This window comes from Rhodococcus sp. C-2 (assembly GCF_027854095.1).
In the GTDB taxonomy this organism is placed as follows: Bacteria; Actinomycetota; Actinomycetes; order Mycobacteriales; family Mycobacteriaceae; genus Rhodococcus_F; species Rhodococcus_F qingshengii.
Window position 1 is genome coordinate 15,459 of the sequence record NZ_JAQGFI010000026.1, and the last position, 17,293, is coordinate 32,751.

The window sequence follows — 17,293 nt, forward strand, 5'->3', positions numbered from 1 at the left end:
ATGTTGTTGCTGTTCGCGAGTGGACAGAGCGCATGATCCCGGCGATGTGGACTGCACCGTGGGATTGTGCAGGCGGGATACAGAAGGGCGCAGTACTGAGCGGATGGCTGTGTCCGGCCTGCCGAGTCGTCGAGCCCAACGCGTATCTGCTTGACAACAATCACGGGATAGACCCTGAGCGGCCGGGACGAGAAGATCGGCTGACTCGGTGCCTGCGTATGGAGCTACGTGAAAGTACGGCTGATGATCGGAGGGCTCAGTAAATGTCGAGCGGTCTCTCCCGCAAACCGCGCGAAATCAGAACGATCGCACGCAGAGTGGAGACATAAGTCCCGCTATGGGAGAGCGGTAGCGACTGGCTAACCCGCTGAGACAAATGGTGTTGATCTACCGCAGGCTCGCCGCCTCGCCGAAACCGAGGTGGTCACCAGAGCCGGGTCCAAGACAACGGCGGCCCGCTACCCAGCCTGTGCAAGGCAAAGGGGTCCGGTGCGGGCCCACTCCACAGGCCTACGTGGAGGCTGGACGCTCCGGCATCTTCATCATGATCAGCTCCGCACCGTCCTTGTAGCGGTACGCCCACTGACCGTCCTTCGTCATCACCGTGCCGGCCTGGCCCTCGTCCGGGGCCGGGCTCCACCCCTGAGTCTCATCCGTTTCTGCATTCTCGCTCATTTCACTATTGTCTCAACCTCCGAAAACCGGCCGAAACCAGTACAAACCAGCGCACAGTGGACGGTATGAGCGCCACCGCCGGAAAGCCAGTGCCGCCGATGCTCGCCACGCTCGGGCAGCCCCCGACAGGGGAGCGCTGGGCCTTCGAATCGAAATGGGATGGCCAAAGAGACATAGCCACAACAGATTCCAAGGCTCCGGCGCTGTGGTCGCGAAACGGAAACGTCATCGTCGCTTCGTTCCCCGAGATCGTCGACGCACTCAGTGCTGTGCTTGATCACCGCGAAACCGTCCTTGACGGCGGGATCGTCGCACTCGGCCCAGGCGGTGTGCCGTCCTTCTCTCTTTTTGCAGCGCCGGATGCACGTCCTGCGGACCATCGCGCAGCTTCGCAAAGAGGCAGTGACCTCAGCTTTTGTGTTCGACATCCTCGACGTCGACGGCTCATCGACCACCGAGTTGCCTTACCTCGAAAAGCAAGTTACGCAGCACCCTGAGGGTTTCGGAAACGCTTGAGGTGTGCACTGCCCGCATCGCCAGCGAAGAAGACACGAAGGACCGAATTCAGTATTGCGCTGCTGGAGACTCATTTCTTCCCCGCTCAGTCGCTCGAAATGCTGGACGTTTTCCGGGAGGCAAGTGAGTGCTAGAAATGGTGAGTCGTTTGCGTGGACGTCGCAGTTCGATCTCGTGTGAGGTTGATGACGCTGTGTTGGTTCGGATGTTGGTGCGCTTGCGGTCGGTTTCGGTGGTGCCTCCCCAGATTCCGAATCGTTCGGTGGCTGTGTCTGCGTGGAAGCGGCATTCGGAGATCACAGGACAGTCGGCACAGAGTTGTTTGGCGGTTGCTTCCCGATCGTCTCGAGCAGATTGACTTTCGCCCTCCGGTGAGAAGAAGAGATTGGGATCGGCTTGGCGGCAGGAGGCCCTCAACTGCCATTCCCATAGATCGTTCAGAGGCGACAGGGGATGTGCGACTAGATCATGATCGGAACTGGACAACGGAGAGCAGTCGGGGGTTTCAGAGTTCACGGCCGCTCAGAGGTTCGAAAAGACCGTTGCGATCTGGTGTATCCGATGTGCACGGGCTAGAGCGGGGCGGTCGCTCCCATGTCGGATGTTGTGCCCGTCGATTCCCAACCTGTCGATTGTGTCTCCCGCCCATTGGACATCGTCGTTGGTGGGACTCAATGCCGTATTCACTCGGGCGGTGTCCTCAGGGCGCATGCAGAGCTTGCCGGTAAATCCCATCGACCGCGTAACGCCGAGGTCGATTTCGAGTTGGTTGTCATGTTTCGAGACCGTTGGGCCATCGATTGGTCCGGCGATCCCGGCTGCTCGACTGGCTACGACCATGCGGCCTCGTGCGTAGGCAAGAGCTGCGGGTTCGGTGGATGTTGCGGTGTCGAGTCGAAAGTCGCCTATTCCGAACGCGAGTCGCTGGGTGTGCGGAGTTGACGCGATATCGAATCCGCGTTCGATACCCAAGGCTGATTCGATCAACGCGATGATCGGTGTTGAGGCAGGTAGACGGGTTGCGGTTTCTTCGATGTGTTGTGCTGATTCGCATTTGGCGAGGACGACACCCTCGACTCCGGGTTGGTTTCTGAGCGCGTCCAAGTCGTCCCGCCAGTCTGGGCTTCCGGCAGGATTGATGCGTACCCATCCTCGATGTGTTGGGGAGAGCCACGAGCGCAATGCGTGTCGTGCACCGCCCCGCAGGTCTGGGAGGATCCCGTCTTCGAGGTCGTAGATGACCGCGTCACTCGTGCAGTGATGTGCGATGGTGAATTGTTCTGTTGATGTGGCTGCAGTAAGTAGCCATGACCTGGCGTGTTCGAGTGGTATTCGATTGCGGGGTGTTGTAGTGCGGTCGGAAGCCAATTTCTCGTCCCTATCTCCATCGATGAGTGAGTAGCTCTAGCCAATGCCGTTTGTTCGGAACATGGTTCGGCTGTTTGTTCGGAACATGGTTCGGCTGTTTGTTCGGAACATGGTTCGCTTGGACGGTGGTGGCGGAATATATGTCAGCGCGTTGCCGCCACCACCGTGCGCGGCGCAGAAATGCTCCGGCTACGCGCTCGGACTGTCATCGTGGATCCGACCGAATGCGCAACCAGGAACAGAATTAGTGCACGGTGTGCACGATCAGGACATCGCACGGTGCGCGGCGCGCCAAGTCTGCGGGGACTGACCCGAGCAGTCGGCCGCTGAGTGAGTTGAGGCCGCGATTGCCCACTACGAGCATGTCTGCGTCAACTTCCAGAACGAGCGCTAACAGGACCTCGACAGGGTTACCAGCAACGAGCCGGGTTTCGACCTGGGCGATTCCGAGCGCATTCGCGTGCGAGCTCGCGGATCGTAGGACTTTTGATGCCGCGTCGGCGTCATGATCACTTCGTGGTTGGTCGTCCAGCGAGAGAAGTGCCTGGGCTGACTCGGGATGGTATGCGACGACGATGTTCAGCGCCGCTGATTCGTCGGCAGCCAATGCGGCTGCTTTTTCCACTGCGCGAAGAGACGACTCCGAGCCGTCGGTACCTACCACGATTGTGCGGTAAGCGGTCATGTGGCATTCCTCTACTGGCTAGTGGTGCAAGGGGTGGATTACGGGTGTTTGTCGACGGGCACGGGTTCAGGTGTGTGGAGGACAACAATGTTCTTACGCACCGCGAACCAGCCAAGTGCGAGCAGAAGGGCGACCAACGGGATACTGGCGACAGTGTAGGTGCCCACGGGATAGTCGAGACCCATGAGAACAAGTACGCAGAAGACGAAACCCAGTGTTGCCCAAGAGGTATAAGGAGATCCGGGCATCCGGAAGGAGGGGCGAGTCAGCTCTCCTCGGAGTGCTCGCCGGTGTAGTGAAAGCTGACAGAGCACGATCACTGCCCACGTTGTCAGGGTGCCCAGAGAGGACACGTTGATTGCGATCTCGAAGGCGTGCTCGGGGACAACGTAGTTCAGTCCGACTCCGATCAGGGTGATGCATGCGGTGAGGAGAATGCCACCGGTAGGGACGCCCGATTTGCTTATTTTGGCGGTGAAGCGTGGCGCTTTGCCGCCCATCGCCATTGACCGGAGGACCCGCCCGGTCGAGTAGAGGCCGGCGTTGAGGCTGGACAGTGCAGCGGTCAGGACGACGAAGTTCATGACATTGCCGGCGCCTGGTATGCCGAGTCGGGTGAAGAAGGTGACGAAAGGACTCTCGGACGCGCTGTAGGCGGTGTACGGAAGCAGGAGCACTAGCAACAGGACGGCGCCGACGTAGAAGATGACGATGCGCGCGATCACGCTGTTGATGGCTCGCGGCATGACTTTCTCGGGGTTTTTCGTCTCGCCCGCGGCGATGCCGACCAGTTCGATGCCCGAGTACGCGAAGGTGACACCAACGATCACGACGACCAGCGGAAGTGCTCCGTTGGGGAGCCAGCCTCCGTTGTCTGTGATGAGTGAGAATCCGGTAGACCCTCCGTCGACGGGGAATCGGAACGCGAGAATGATTCCGCCAACGACGAGGAAGGACACGAGTGCGAAGACTTTGATGATCGCGAACCAGAATTCGAGCTCACCGAAGACCTTGACCGACAACAGATTCACGAAGAGAACGATCGCGAGGGCCGCCAGAGCTAGCACCCACTGGGGTACGGAGGTGAAGAAATGCCAGTAGTGCACATAGATTGCGGCGGCGGTGACATCGACGATCGATGTAATGGCCCAGAGCATCCAGTACATCCAGCCGGCGACGAATGCCATCTTTTCGCCGTAGAACTCGCGGGCATAGGAAACGAAAGAACCGGACGTCGGTCGGTAGAGAACCAATTCGCCCATAGCGCGGAGCATGAGGAAGGCGAAGAAGCCTGTGACGGCGTAGATGAAGACGAGTGCCGGGCCGGCGGTGGCGAGTCGTCCACCTGCGCCGAGAAATAACCCGGTTCCGATTGCGCCTCCGATCGCGATCATCCGAATCTGGCGGGTTTTGAGGTCCTTCTTGTAGTCGCCGTCACCTTCGAGGAGGGCTCTGGCTGCGTTGTCGTCTTGAACGACGGAATGGGGTTCGTGTGAAGAGGGATTACTACTCATGGCTGTTTCCTCTATGCCAGGCGGATGGGTTTGAGTTCGTCGAACAAATCCCCGGGGCCGGGGTTGGTTTCCGGGGATCTACCGCCTAGCTGGTGCATGACACCCCAGACGGCGTTGAGACCTGTGGTGACTGCGCCTTCGACCCACCCGCCAGTCCATGAAATGTCGTCGCCGGCAAGGAATATGCCACGGTGTTCCGGCGGGAACTCCGATTGCATGAAGTGCGTGTACAAGCGCTCCTGGTAGCGGTAGTGCCCGGGCAGGTTGTCGCTGAAGGCGCCCATGAAGTTCGGGTCGGCTTCCCAGGAGACGGTGATGGGTTCCCCGACAATGTGTGCTGCGATGTCGACTCCTGGATAAATCTGGCCGAGCGAGTGCAGCATCATGCGGACACGTTCGTTCGGATCGAGCGGCATCCATTTGAGGGCGTCGTCGTTCCAGGTGTAGGACAGGCAGATCGCTGCGGGCTTGTCCGGTCCGTCGTCGATCAGGTACGTGCCACGGGTGATGCGATCGGTGAGCGTGGTGCTCATGACGTCGCGTCCGGTGGTGGGATCGACGTCCTTCCAGAAAGGCCGGTCCACCATGACGAAGGTTTTCGACGCTTGCATGTAGTGACTGCGTTCCATGGCCATCCACAATTTGTGGCTGAAAAGGTCTTCTTGGCAGTCAATTCGAGCTGACAGGAGCCATGACTGGCAGGTCGATATCACCGCGGCGTAGGACGAGGTATTGCCCCACTTGTCAGTGATGTCGATTCGGTTTCCGTCCGCATTCCTGGCGATCGCGGCGACCGCACCGCGCGGTGAGCCCCCGTGCAGTGACGCGAGGCTGGTTCCTTCCGGCCAGTGGGCGATGCCCTCAGGTACGTAGCGCCACAGACCGTACGGCACCTGGTCCGCGCCGCCGAGGATGCGCTGCTGATGGTCGTCGGCGTCGACGTAGACGACGCGCAGGAGCTCGAGGATCGAGTCGGGATAGTTGGTGTCCCATCCTCCGGTGCCGAACCCTACCTGGCCGAACGCTTCGCGATACTCGAAAGGCAACTCCGAGAACGCTTTCGAAGACTCAAGATATCCGTAGAAGGAAGTCCCATCGAACCGCGGCACGAGATCGTTCCAGATTTTCTTGATCTTCTCGAAATCACGATCTGCGATCGCGGCCTGCATCTCTCCGAAATGTGCGCGTTCTTCCAGACAATCGCTCCAAGCTTGTGCCATGTCCTGGAAGAACTGCGGCAGATCTCCGGTGGTTTGTGCGTAGTGGGCCTTGCCGGCCAGTTCGACGACGGTACTCGAGCTCGCCGGTGTCAACGGGTTCGGGAATGGGCTTGTGTCCAACCCGAGCATGTCCACGTAGTGAAAGAACGTCTGACTCGAGAGCGGGAAGCGCATGCCTCCGAGGTCGGCGACGGGTCCGTCTGAGCCGAATCTTTTGCCGCGCATGCGGCCTCCGAGTTCAGCAGATTCGTAGATGACGGGCCGCAGGCCCATCTTCATCAGTTCGTAGGCTGCGATCAGGCCGGCCATACCGCCACCCACGATCGCGACCTCGGTGCCGAACGTATCGGCGGGAACGGAGCCGATACCGTCGGTGTGTCGTACGAAATCATCGTACGGAAAGGGGAAGTCGGGGATGAGCATGGTGTGAGTGGGCGCTTCGTGCACGAGGGGTTCCTTGTCTTCCGGAAGTGGGGTAGGCTGCACCGCCCCCCGGCCCCGAAACGAGAGCCGGCGGTAGTGCGAGATCTGTTGAGTTATGGCGTCAGTACAGATCTCGCCGACGCGAGACCAGATACGGGTTGGAACGACGTGCGCCGTCGAATAGCGGCGCGGAGATTTCTGCGACGATGACTTCCGCCAGGTCGGGACCGGCTGCGACGACTTCACCATCCGGCAAAGCAATGCAGCTGTAGCCCGCGAAGTCTCTTCCGGCGTGATTTGCGTATGCGATGGTGATGGTGTTTTCCAAGGCACGCGCGGGGACGATTCTGCGCGGAATGAGGGTGGTGTCGAAGGTGTCTGCCGAGGATGCGGAGCGGACCGGAACGGCAGTCGGGACCAGAAGTAGTTGCACACCGCTGTCGGTGACGGTTCGCACGAACTCCGGATACTCGACGTCGTAGCAGATTCCCAGGGCAACGGTGACACCTTCGAACGAGACCGTCTGTGGCAGAGACTGTCCCGGCGTGAAGTAGTCGACCTCACTGCCGAAGAGGTGAGTTTTTCTGTACGAGGTGAGGACGTCGCCCGCCGCGGAGACCAGGTGGGCCACGATGTAGCGCTGGGCGCCCTCGTGTTCGACGGTGGAGACGACAATTGCGATCTGGGTGTCACGAGCGATAGAACGAACGGAGGACAGCGCGGCTGCACCGTCGATATCGTGAACAGCTGCGGGATCGTATCCACACGTGAACAACTCGGGCGTGACGAGAACTTGCGAGTCCTTGTCCTCGGCCTCCCAGGCCGCCGCTTCCAACCGCGACAGATTGCCGCCGATGTCTCCGATTCGTGCTGTCGCCTGCAGTACCGATATCCTCACGACTTGCTCCTCACTGTCGCAAGCGGGTGGCGACGGAACGACCGCAGAAACCGAACGTCGTGTTCGGAATGTATTGCTGCGTTGATGGTTTGACTGTGCGGGTGATCCTCGCGACATTGAGAGGATCGAAAGGCTGCTGTGCAAAATTCTCGTCGTTTGATGGACCTGGTCCAATAGCACGTCACAACCGGAATCCGGTGCCATACTGTGCGAACGCACACCGAGGAGTGAGCATGAATGACGACGAGATGATCCAGCGGTGGCGCACGCTGGTATCGGAACGCTATGACGAACTTGAGATTCTGACTGACCGGTTCGTCGTTCGGGTTCTGCGTGATCCGCTCTATGCTCGAATCGTCGATGTCGGGGACCTTCGCGAGACCAGCAGGCAGACGTTCGCGTTCATGCTCGACGCTCTGATCGACGTTGAGGCGATAACCAAGATCGAATCAATCGCCGGCAACCTCGGACGGAGAAGGGCAAGACAAGGAATTCCGCTCGAGAACCTGGTGGATGCGGTCAGGTTGGACTTTCCTGTGCTGTGGTCGACTTTGCTCGAACGTGCTGATAAAGATGACTTTGCAGTCATTGCGGCGCACGCCGAACGAGTGTGGAACGTCGTAGACACTTTTGCCAGGCTCGCGCAGACCAGCTATCTCGCGGAACAGGCAGAACTCGCTCGCGAACGACAGGACCTGCAGCGGCAGTACATCAGCTTGCTCTTCGAGGCGGTCGGACAATTCGAGGTCAACTTCGTTCAGATCGCGCAAGCGCTCGGGGTGCCGCGTGATGCCTACTTTCGCGTCGTCGCGGTACCCCGCTTGGCCGGAGCAGACCTTCGGCGTAACGCTGACCGGGCCGCTGCCGGCGGTCGCCGGATGTTCTTACACGAACTCGGCCGTCACATGATCGGCTTCTGGCAGATCGAGCGCGGTGCCACGCAGGCTCTGACCGCACAGGAGCGACGCCTCCTCGCATCCCTGCCGGTCGCCGTAGCCCCGATCGCCCGCGAGATCGCAGACATTCCACTCGCAGCACTCGCTGCAACCGAGATCGCTGACCAACTTGGTATCTCAGGGGACTCCATTGTCGACCTGAAAGACGCTTGGCCTCAGCTCGCGAAGCGCAAACTCAGTGAAATTGGCTGCGACCTACAGCAATTCGTTCTCGTCCCTATTAGATCTTGCAAGGAATCGGAACGCGACCGCCTGATCGAAACGATGATGGTGTACCTGCGAACAGGTGGTCTGATCGAAACGGCCGCGGCCCTGTATTGCCACCGAAACACGATATTGAATCGGCTCAAGCGCATCGAGGAGCTCACTGGTCTGGATATGACCAAGCCTCTCGATGCCGCTCTCGCCACCGTCGCGCTCGCCGAACTGACCTGAGTATGCTGTCATCGGGCCTAGTCGATGTCGGTGAGTGCACCGTGAGCGAGTCGATCGAGGGTCTCGGTAAGAAGATCGACGCCGGCGCACACATCGCTGTCTTGGGTGAACTCACCCTCGTTGTGGGAGATGCCATCGACACTCGGAACGAACAGCATCACTGTAGGGACGACATCTTTCATGTTGACCGAATCATGCCCGGCGACGGTCATGATCTCCCGATGCGAGAGTCCCAACGAATCTGCGAGATTCATCGACAACTTCACCCCGTCGGGATGGAAGTTCGCGACCCCCCACGAATGTGCAGTGACCTTTTCGATCTTCACTTGCGCCCGCTTCTCTATCTCTTCGAAACGGGCGGAAAGCCGCTGGTCAGCAAGATCGAGTGTTTCCTGATTCGGTGACCGCAAGTCGAGGTGCAACCCCACTTCCCGCGCCACGACAACAGGCGAATTCGGCTCGATATTCATCTGACTGACCGAGGTGTGCAGCGGAGCGCTGGCGAAATCGTCTGCAAGCTCGCGCGCCGCCAACACCAGCATCGAGGCTCCCAACAGTGCATCATGCCGATCGGCCATGATCGTCGAACCAGTGTGCGACTGCGCACCATGGACGACGAGTTGGTACTTGTGCGCTGCCCACGTGGAGTCGACCAAACCGATGGTGATGCCGTCGTTCTCCAGCGATCTTCCCTGCTCGATGTGGATCTCGGCATAGGCTGCGGCAGAGGGCCCGTCGAAACTTCCCACACATTCGATGTCGTTGAGAGCATCGCGGACTGTGATTCCCGCGCGGTCGAAGCTGGACAAGGCCGCTTCGAGCTCCATCTTTCCCGTGTATACCGAGCTTCCCATCATGCTCGGCTTGAATCGGCAACCTTCCTCGTTGAACCAATTCACCACCGCAAGATTGTATTTGGGAGTCTCGCCACTCTCAGCCCATCGCTTCGCGACACGGTGTGCCGCATGTGCGGAGGCAAGCACGCCGTACGCGCCGTCGTATCTGCCGCCGAGCGGTTGAGAATCCAGATGGGAGCCCGTCAGAACATACGGTGCACCCGGTACCAATTCGAGCAAACCGAACTGATTGCCAACGCGATCGAATTCGACGCGAAAACCCCTATCCTGCAACCAGTCGGAGAACCATCGCCGCTGCTGGCCATCTGCAACAGAGGCCGCCTGGCGATCGACTCCGCCGCCGGCCGTGGCACCGAACTGTGACAATGTTGCAAAATCTTGCAGAACGAGCTGATCGTCGACGTCTTTAGAGTTCGCCATTGAGGTCTCCTGTTCTGGGCCGACGTCGGCCACATGAGGTGTCAGCGCGGGACTGAGGGAGTCGATGCTATTGCGCTAGCGGAATAGTTCGATCCAACCAGAATTCGATGTCGGTGTCGGTGTCAATTTGCCGCAGGAATCCTCACGCAAGATAGGCGATCGCACAAAACGCGTGTCCGATCAACTTTCTTGCTCGATCAAGCAGGGATGGCATGCGCGAACTGGCGTACCGTGGCAACTAGGGATGGACAATCCGGCACGGTCGAAATCGAACGAGAACCTTCACGATGAGTGAGACCCACACCTTCGATGAAAGTGGTTGTTCCTGTGTCAGTTGATGCTTCACTTGCGCCGCAGACAATGAGCTTCTCTGTCCGGACCGCAGGCGGCCGGATCGACAACTACGGAGATACCTCCAGTGGGGTTGTCGACGAAGAAGGAACGCTGACCGTGGTGGGTCATCCCTGCAGTGGCGTCACGTCATACTCGCCCTGCACATGGACGGTCATACTCACCTGTCCGTGACTTCAGTTACAGTTCTTCGCATTTCACGGATCAGAAGTACCAATTCGTACGTATTCTGATCGCCGATCAGTGCAACTGCCCGTCGCCATCACCCGGTACCGGTTTATCGCCGGCACTGTCTCGTCGGCAGGTTCTCGCGATCAACACTCGCGTACTACCTCAAATTCTTGCCTCTCACAGGCGAATTCTTTCAGTAGTGCAGCGGACACTCCTCTTCAGCACCCAGCATTATGAAAGGTATCTCCATGGGGCATATCAACCATCCGCGATCAAAGAATCCCCAAACACGGAAGAGTCGGTCGAAGCAAATCACATCTGCGCATGCACCCGAGGTGAGCGTAGGAACGGATGCCGCCTTCGCGCCGCCGCAAGCTATGTCGAGTCGCACAGTGTTGCGAAACATCTCCGAGGTGCGGCATTTCTTCCGCACGAACGATGTGCCCATCTATTTCATCGGTGCAACGCCTTTCAATCTCCTCGGCCTGGATCGATGGGTTCGGGGATTCTCCTACATCACGTACTACGATGCCTGGGACGGGGCACACCCACGGGTCTTCTCGCCAATGCACAAGCCGTACCAAGAATTCAAGGACGGCGAGGAGATCAACAATTGGCTCCTACGAAACCCCGAAGTTCGCGCTTACATGAGCCGTGGACTCACCTCAGGTGTCAAGCCCAAGGTGGCTATGGTGTTCTTCAACGAGGAGACCGAACAGATCTGCTCTGAACTGGGATACGACCTCATCTTGCCGCCGGCGCACCTGCGGGAACGGCTTGATTCGAAGATCGTGACGACGCAACTCGCGAACGACGCAGGCGTCGACAGCGTTCCCAATATCCTCACCCGAGTCGACGATTGGGACAGTCTCACACAGCAAGCAGACGAGGCGGGTCTCGGACCTGATCTGGTGCTTCAAACTCCATACGGAGACTCGGGAAAAACGACTTTCTTCATTTCCAAAAAGGAAGACTGGGATCGCCATGCAAGCGACATAATCGACCAGGAAGTCAAGGTCATGCGGCGAATCAACAATCGGCCCGTTGCGGTCGAGGCGGTCCTCACCCGATGCGGAACCGTCGTCGGCCCCTACCTGACAGAACTGACCGGATTTCCCGAACTTACCCCGTATCGCGGGGGATGGTGCGGCAACGAGATGCACCCAGAGGTGCTGAGTGCAGAACTCCGTGGCAAGGCAAATTTGCTCATTCAGCGATTGGGGGATCGACTGCGCGAGGAAGGATATCGAGGGTTCTTCGAGGTCGATGTTCTCGTCGATACCGATACCGAGGATGTCTACCTTGGTGAGATCAACCCGCGAATCAGCGGCGCTTCCGCAATCACTAACGTCACCGCCGGCGCCTACGCCGATGTGCCTCTATTCGTCTTTCATCTACTCGAATACATGGACGTCGACTTCGACATTGACGTCGACGAGATCAACACACGCTGGGAATCACTGGCTTCAGTGGACCTCTGGAGTCAGATGGTGATCAAAGAAACCTCACCAGTCGCCGAATTGCTGGAGAGCACCCCACGGACCGGCCAGTACTATCTCGATACCAACGGCGCGCTTGTGTTCAGGCGTGCGGCACTCGATTGGCACCAACTCCAGAACGAATCTGAAGCATTCTTCCTTCGAATCTACAGTCCCGGCGACTACCGTTGGGCAGGAGCAGATCTGGGTATTCTCGTCACCAAGGGACGCTTGCAAAAAGAGACGCTCGATGGAGGAACCTCATTGACCATCAGAGCCAAGCACCTCATCGATTCCATTCGTGCTGAATACAAGGGCATTCCAATCGAGGTTACCGAATGATCGAGCAAGGCATAGAGAATGTCAGGGCAGAAATCACACTGGAAAACTGGCAGACCGCGAAATTCCTTCGCTGGACCTTTCAGAACACAGCAGACGTCCTCTCGACTGCAACAATTTCGAGGGGTAACGAACCGCCGTCTCTCTTTCCGGCGGTAGCAACACCATTGAGTGGAATAGCCATACCGCCCATCGACTACGAACAGCCCTTCACGGTAGGCGATGTCATCGGTTCCACGGACACCGACGGCTGGGCCGTCGCCCACAACGGGACACTGCTGACCGAACAATACTTCGGTGGCATGACCACAGAGACATCACATCTGCTGATGTCGGTCAGCAAGTCGATTGTCGGTGCAGTGGTGGGCATTCTGAATGGGGCAGGATTACTCGACATCGACGCCCCTGTGTGCGCATATGTGCCCGCGCTGGCCTCGTCCGGATACGCAGGTGCCACCGTGCGGCACCTGCTGGACATGCGCTCAGGGATCGCCTTCTCCGAAGACTACCTCGATCCCGCTTCCGAAGTTCGATTGATCGAACAAGCCATCGACTGGGCACCCCGCAGCAGTCCGGATGTCCCTCGCACCATGTACGACTTCTTGAGTACCCTTCAGCGGAAAGCGGATCATGGTGGCCCCTTCGAGTACCGTTCGTGCGAGACCGATGTGCTCGGATGGATTTGCGAGGCGGCGACAGGCACTCGGATGCCCGAGCTGATTTCGGACACGCTGTGGAGCCGAATCGGAGCCGAGAGCGACGCAATCATCGGAATCGACTCCGCGGGAACCGGAATGTTCGATGGTGGAATCAGCGCATGCTTGCGGGATCTCATCCGCTTCGGTTCGCTCTACCTCAACGGTGGAATTGCAGTGACGGGAAAGCAAGTGGTCCCGGCTGCGTGGATCTCCGATACGTTTGCAGGAGGGTTGGATTCGCGATCGGCTTTCGCTCTCAGTCCTGGAGACAACAGGATGCCCGGCGGAATGTATCGGAATCAATGTTGGTTTCCGTACGAAGGATCGGAAGTTCTTTTGTGCCTGGGGATTCACGGACAGATGATTTACGTCAACCGCACCGCTGGGATCGTCGCCGCGAAACTGTCCGCATGGCCACTACCCCAGGACGCGAGCAAACTGTTTCCCACGATCCGAGCGTTCGATGCCATAGCAGCCGAGTTCACCTGAGCGGCGCGCTAAAGGCGGACGGGCTGAAAAAGTTTCGGGACTGAAGAGGGTGTTTCGCCGTTGATTTTCTCGCCGGCGAAACGCCCCTCACTCGATCGAGAACACTGGACTCCGACTCCGTTGTCTCCTTCGTCGGTTTGGGAAGGTATCTCGGCTTCACAACGCCGAGGATCGCCGCTAGCGGCGATCCTCGACTGCGGGTGTTCTCGGGGGCGAGCCATTGCTGATGCAAGTGGCAGCTGAGGATGCAGCGTAACCACGGACGAGGTCGTGTTTGCACTAGTCGTCAGTGCGAGGTGGGCGCGGCTTTTCACGCACTCTCGGTTCATCATAATCAACCTCCCCGTTCGAGGATCCTCGAACGGGGAGGTTGATTATGATTGACGACCCGATCTTCAAGGTCTAGCCTGCCGTCGAACGTGCCCGCCTGTGGCTTCTTTTCGGAGGCGGTCGAGCGGGGGACCTGTTCGTGGAGTTCGGTGTTACGCCTCGCTCAATACGTGGCGCGACTTACGGAGATACGTGATATCCGGATAGCGGGGGACCCGATCCTCGGTTTCACGTAGATCAAGATTGGGTTGCTTCGTGCTTCTGAAGCATCTCGAACCGTTCTGTCGAATTGCAGTAGTTGCGTGGCACAAGTGCTCCATGTTGCCTCCGATAACTCAAACTAGGCCGGACATGGGCTAACCGCTGTTTGCAGCTGTGAAGGGTGGATACTTTCTAACTCAAAGCCTGTGACTGGCTACCGCTTTCAATGTCTTCGTTTGAGCGGTGGTCGACACATCGGGATTGCGGAGGCTTACTGCGACGAACAAGGCGTCGAGTACGGTTGTGTGGACAATCCGGCTGCTCATCGCCTCGATGCGGTAGTTGGTCTCTTTGCTGCCTGCGATCAAATTGATGTCGGCAAGGGCAGTGATCGGTGATCGGTAAAAGCTGGTGAGTGCGATCGTATGTGCCCCAGCTTCTTTGGCGGCGGTCAGCGTCATTATCGTTTCTCTCGTCTGACCGGTGTGACTGATGGCAAGACAGGTGTCCTCGTTCGTGAGCAAGCTGGCGCTGACATGCTGCCCGTGACTGTCTATGGGTGCTTCTGTGAGCAGTCCTGCGGTACGAAATCGGTAGGCTGCGTCCTGCACGATCGGCCATGATGTTCCGACACCGGCGATCAGCAACCTCCTGGTCGACGCGAGGACTTCGACGGCTTCGTCGAAGCTGCCCGAATCGACGGTAGCAAGAGCTGTATGCACGGCGTCAGCCGTGCTGCGAACTATTTTCCGCAGTACAGAGTCGGACGAGTCTGTCGGGTTGACGTCTTCGTGGATGGCCTGCTGCGCGGGCAGCGCATGCCGTGCGAGGTTGATCTTCAGATCGGCAAAGCCCTTGTACCCCATGTCCTTGCAGAACCGAACGACACTCGCTAGAGATGTTTCGCTCGCTTCGGCAAGGTCGGTGACGGTCATGTGGATGACCGCAGGCGGATCGGCAAGAATAGTGTTAGCAATCGCCTGCGCGGTTCGTGTCAACGTGGGAAGTCGTGCGCGGAGAACACTATCGAAATCGGACGCCGTGGGACCGGCGTCCGTTGATGCGCTTGTTGTCGTCACCTGGTCGCCTCTGTCTCAGAGTTAGACGAGACGCAGCCCGAGGGGAGGGCGACGATGCTCAATTGGGCGTCTGTCGTGAGGACAGCTATACGGTCACCGCGCAGTACAACCGGTCTGGTGGTGACGTGGCGGCCGAGGGAGGAGACTCGACTGTGGTCACCCGCTGGATCGATTGCCCAGATATCCCCGGAGACAGTGGTTGCAATGACCTGACCTCCGACTGCGACGGGATCTGTCGCTATTCCGATGCCGGTAGATCGGTATGGTCCCCAGCCGTCTATGGGGCCACTTCTGAGCTGCGTCGTCTTTGTCAGTTCTCTGCCTGTTCTCGTATCGAGCGCGTGAACGGTGCCATCGCCGGTGACCACGATGACCCCGGCCTGGGTCGGCACAGCTGAAACTGTAGTGAATCTGCCGCCGACTACGGTGCGCCACACGCTGGATCCGGACTCGAGTTCGATGCATTCGACAGTTTCGGATTCGGCCCGCAGTAGGAGGGCGTGGCGAGTTCCCTGCACGGCGGTCAGGCTACTCGTTGGTGCGGACTTCGAAGTTTGACTCCATAGCAATGTTCCATCGCGGCTGTCCACTGCCGTCAACCCGCGGTAGGGCCCGCTGAACGGGAGGACGACGGTGTTCCCGTAGGTGAGCCCACGCCCGTAGGTCATCAACGTGTCTACGGGCGCAAGTTCCTGACTCGACCACAGTTCGGTGCCCGTGACGATGGACAGTCCAGTGAGGTGGTCGAGTGTGCCTACGACGAGAGTGCCGTCCTCGGTGACGACCGGGGCATTGAGGACGCGAGCGTGTCGAGTTCGCGGAAGTGATCTTGTCCAACGCAGTTCGCCAGTATTCGAATCGAGGCAGCTCAGCATACCTGAGAACGTCACTGCGACAACGGAGTCCGCGCCGTGCGAGGTTAACGACGTGACCTCGTCTCCGTCGAGTCGCGCTCTCCAGACTGTTTGCCCGCTCGTCGTATCGACGGCTGAAAGGTGTGCCTGACCAGCATAGCTAGTGGGAACCATGACGTGATCGCGAGCGCTCGCCACCAGGTTGCCGCCATGCTGGGTATGACCTTGCGGCGCCTGCCACACGGCGTCCGGAACAGATATCGTTTGGTGCCTAGGCCAGGTTGCCTCGGTGTTGCGTTGGAGATACCCGGAAGGTTCGACATCCAGAAGATGCCAGGACGGCGGTGACCATGCGAAACCTCCGAAGCTGGTAGGGGGTGCGCTCAGGAACCGAAGTGGCCCGACCTGCCGGTCGACGACGACATGCCAGTGTCCGGAGAGGATCGAGATTGATGCCGTGGGATCCACCGCGTGCACGATGCGATCTAGAATGCGGGCGGACGGAACGTCGTGACTCAGGACGATCAGGGGTCTATGTGGGTCGCTCCCGGCAAGGTCATCGACGACGAATGCTTCCTGCTCACCGCGGTCGATATCGGCCGCATAGCTGAACCAATCGAGCGCCAGAATATGAAATGGCCCGATGTCGGCAGACCACCATCGCGGCCCCATCGACTGCTCGTAGCGCCATGTAGTTGCAGTACCGAGGAAGCCGTCCCCGATTGGCGCGTCGATGGGCTGAGGGTCGTGGCGGTGGCCGTAATGGTCGTGGTTCCCAGGGATCACTTCCACGGGAATCGGGGATGCCGCCGCGATCTCCTTGAATGCGTCAAACTCCGCAGCGGTCCCGTGATCGGTGAGATCGCCCGTGATGAAAGCAAGTCGGGCGCCGGCGTGGTAAGCCGCGTCGAGTGCTACTGCGAGACCCTGCGCACAGTCTGTTCCGTCCCCGAATCGATTGGCAAGTTCGACTGCGTCCTCTACGCCTCCGTCCGACGCTGATAGGTGTGTGTCCGAGAGGTGCGCGACAGCCGAGACCTCCTGTTTGGCACTTATACAGGTGAAGTCCAGCTCGCGCGATGTCGGCAGCTGCCACCACTGCGAACAAAAGACGCCGGAGGGTCGGCGGATCCACACTGGTCGTGACAACGAGTGCAGCCGGAACCTTCCATCGTCATCGGTGCGGTTCCACTCGATCCCGTTGCTGACGGCGACACCGCTTATTGGCGTTCCGTCGGCCCATCGGACAGTCCCTCGGACAGTCCCCTCGATTGTGTCGTTCATGAAACTATTCCATCATCGACTGGATGGAAATTTCTTCCAAAAATGTTCATAT

Annotated in this window: 14 protein-coding genes; 4 read left to right on the forward strand and 10 right to left on the reverse strand. The window is 58.9% G+C overall.

Annotated features, from left to right (window positions below; genetic code table 11):
• Positions 1–510: 510 nt before the first annotated feature.
• Positions 511–675 (reverse strand): hypothetical protein, encoded by a 165-nt coding sequence (locus PCS43_RS32430; RefSeq protein WP_179090810.1) that lies wholly within the window; start codon positions 673–675, stop codon positions 511–513.
• Positions 676–740: 65 nt separating this feature from the next.
• Here PCS43_RS32430 and PCS43_RS32435 point away from each other — a divergent pair, with 65 nt between their 5' ends.
• On the forward strand, positions 741–1,172 hold the full coding sequence (locus PCS43_RS32435) for an ATP-dependent DNA ligase (protein ID WP_270923223.1): 432 nt from the start codon (positions 741–743) through the stop codon (positions 1,170–1,172).
• 67 nt (positions 1,173–1,239) lie between these two features.
• On the opposite strand, the gene PCS43_RS32440 is transcribed toward PCS43_RS32435, so the two are convergent.
• The 6 genes from PCS43_RS32440 to PCS43_RS32465 form a co-directional block, all read right to left on the reverse strand.
• On the reverse strand, positions 1,240–1,707 hold the full coding sequence (locus PCS43_RS32440; protein WP_230691654.1) for a WhiB family transcriptional regulator: 468 nt from the start codon (positions 1,705–1,707) through the stop codon (positions 1,240–1,242).
• Positions 1,708–1,713: 6 nt separating this feature from the next.
• Complete coding sequence (locus PCS43_RS32445; protein ID WP_047269986.1) at positions 1,714–2,559, reverse strand: HpcH/HpaI aldolase/citrate lyase family protein; 846 nt, start codon at positions 2,557–2,559, stop codon at positions 1,714–1,716.
• Positions 2,560–2,803: 244 nt separating this feature from the next.
• Positions 2,804–3,244, reverse strand: coding sequence for a universal stress protein (locus PCS43_RS32450; protein WP_270923224.1), 441 nt, complete (start codon positions 3,242–3,244; stop codon positions 2,804–2,806).
• Between the two features lie 38 nt (positions 3,245–3,282).
• Positions 3,283–4,758 (reverse strand): amino acid permease, encoded by a 1,476-nt coding sequence (locus PCS43_RS32455; protein WP_270923225.1) that lies wholly within the window; start codon positions 4,756–4,758, stop codon positions 3,283–3,285.
• An 11-nt stretch (positions 4,759–4,769) separates the two neighbouring features.
• Positions 4,770–6,401, reverse strand: coding sequence for a flavin monoamine oxidase family protein (locus PCS43_RS32460; RefSeq protein WP_080961122.1), 1,632 nt, complete (start codon positions 6,399–6,401; stop codon positions 4,770–4,772).
• Between the two features lie 121 nt (positions 6,402–6,522).
• Positions 6,523–7,299 (reverse strand): nitrilase-related carbon-nitrogen hydrolase, encoded by a 777-nt coding sequence (locus PCS43_RS32465; RefSeq protein WP_270923226.1) that lies wholly within the window; start codon positions 7,297–7,299, stop codon positions 6,523–6,525.
• 233 nt (positions 7,300–7,532) lie between these two features.
• Here PCS43_RS32465 and PCS43_RS32470 point away from each other — a divergent pair, with 233 nt between their 5' ends.
• Positions 7,533–8,690 (forward strand): PucR family transcriptional regulator, encoded by a 1,158-nt coding sequence (locus PCS43_RS32470; protein WP_270923227.1) that lies wholly within the window; start codon positions 7,533–7,535, stop codon positions 8,688–8,690.
• A gap of 17 nt (positions 8,691–8,707) precedes the next feature.
• On the opposite strand, the gene PCS43_RS32475 is transcribed toward PCS43_RS32470, so the two are convergent.
• A complete protein-coding gene (locus PCS43_RS32475) occupies positions 8,708–9,967 on the reverse strand; it encodes a M20 family metallo-hydrolase (protein WP_047269997.1) in 1,260 nt (419 codons plus the stop codon).
• An 857-nt stretch (positions 9,968–10,824) separates the two neighbouring features.
• On the opposite strand from PCS43_RS32475, the gene PCS43_RS32480 reads away from it, so the two are divergent.
• Positions 10,825–12,309, forward strand: coding sequence for a biotin carboxylase (locus PCS43_RS32480; RefSeq protein ID WP_270923228.1), 1,485 nt, complete (start codon positions 10,825–10,827; stop codon positions 12,307–12,309).
• Complete coding sequence (locus tag PCS43_RS32485; protein WP_064112238.1) at positions 12,306–13,493, forward strand: serine hydrolase domain-containing protein; 1,188 nt, start codon at positions 12,306–12,308, stop codon at positions 13,491–13,493. Before PCS43_RS32480 ends, PCS43_RS32485 begins: the two co-directional genes overlap by 4 nt.
• Before the next feature lie 728 nt (positions 13,494–14,221).
• Here PCS43_RS32485 and PCS43_RS32490 read toward each other — a convergent pair.
• Both PCS43_RS32490 and PCS43_RS32495 read right to left on the reverse strand, forming a co-directional pair.
• On the reverse strand, positions 14,222–15,103 hold the full coding sequence (locus PCS43_RS32490) for a MurR/RpiR family transcriptional regulator (protein WP_270923229.1): 882 nt from the start codon (positions 15,101–15,103) through the stop codon (positions 14,222–14,224).
• On the reverse strand, positions 15,100–17,241 hold the full coding sequence (locus PCS43_RS32495) for an outer membrane protein assembly factor BamB family protein (RefSeq protein WP_047269993.1): 2,142 nt from the start codon (positions 17,239–17,241) through the stop codon (positions 15,100–15,102). Before PCS43_RS32495 ends, PCS43_RS32490 begins: the two co-directional genes overlap by 4 nt.
• Between the last annotated feature and the right edge of the window lie 52 nt (positions 17,242–17,293).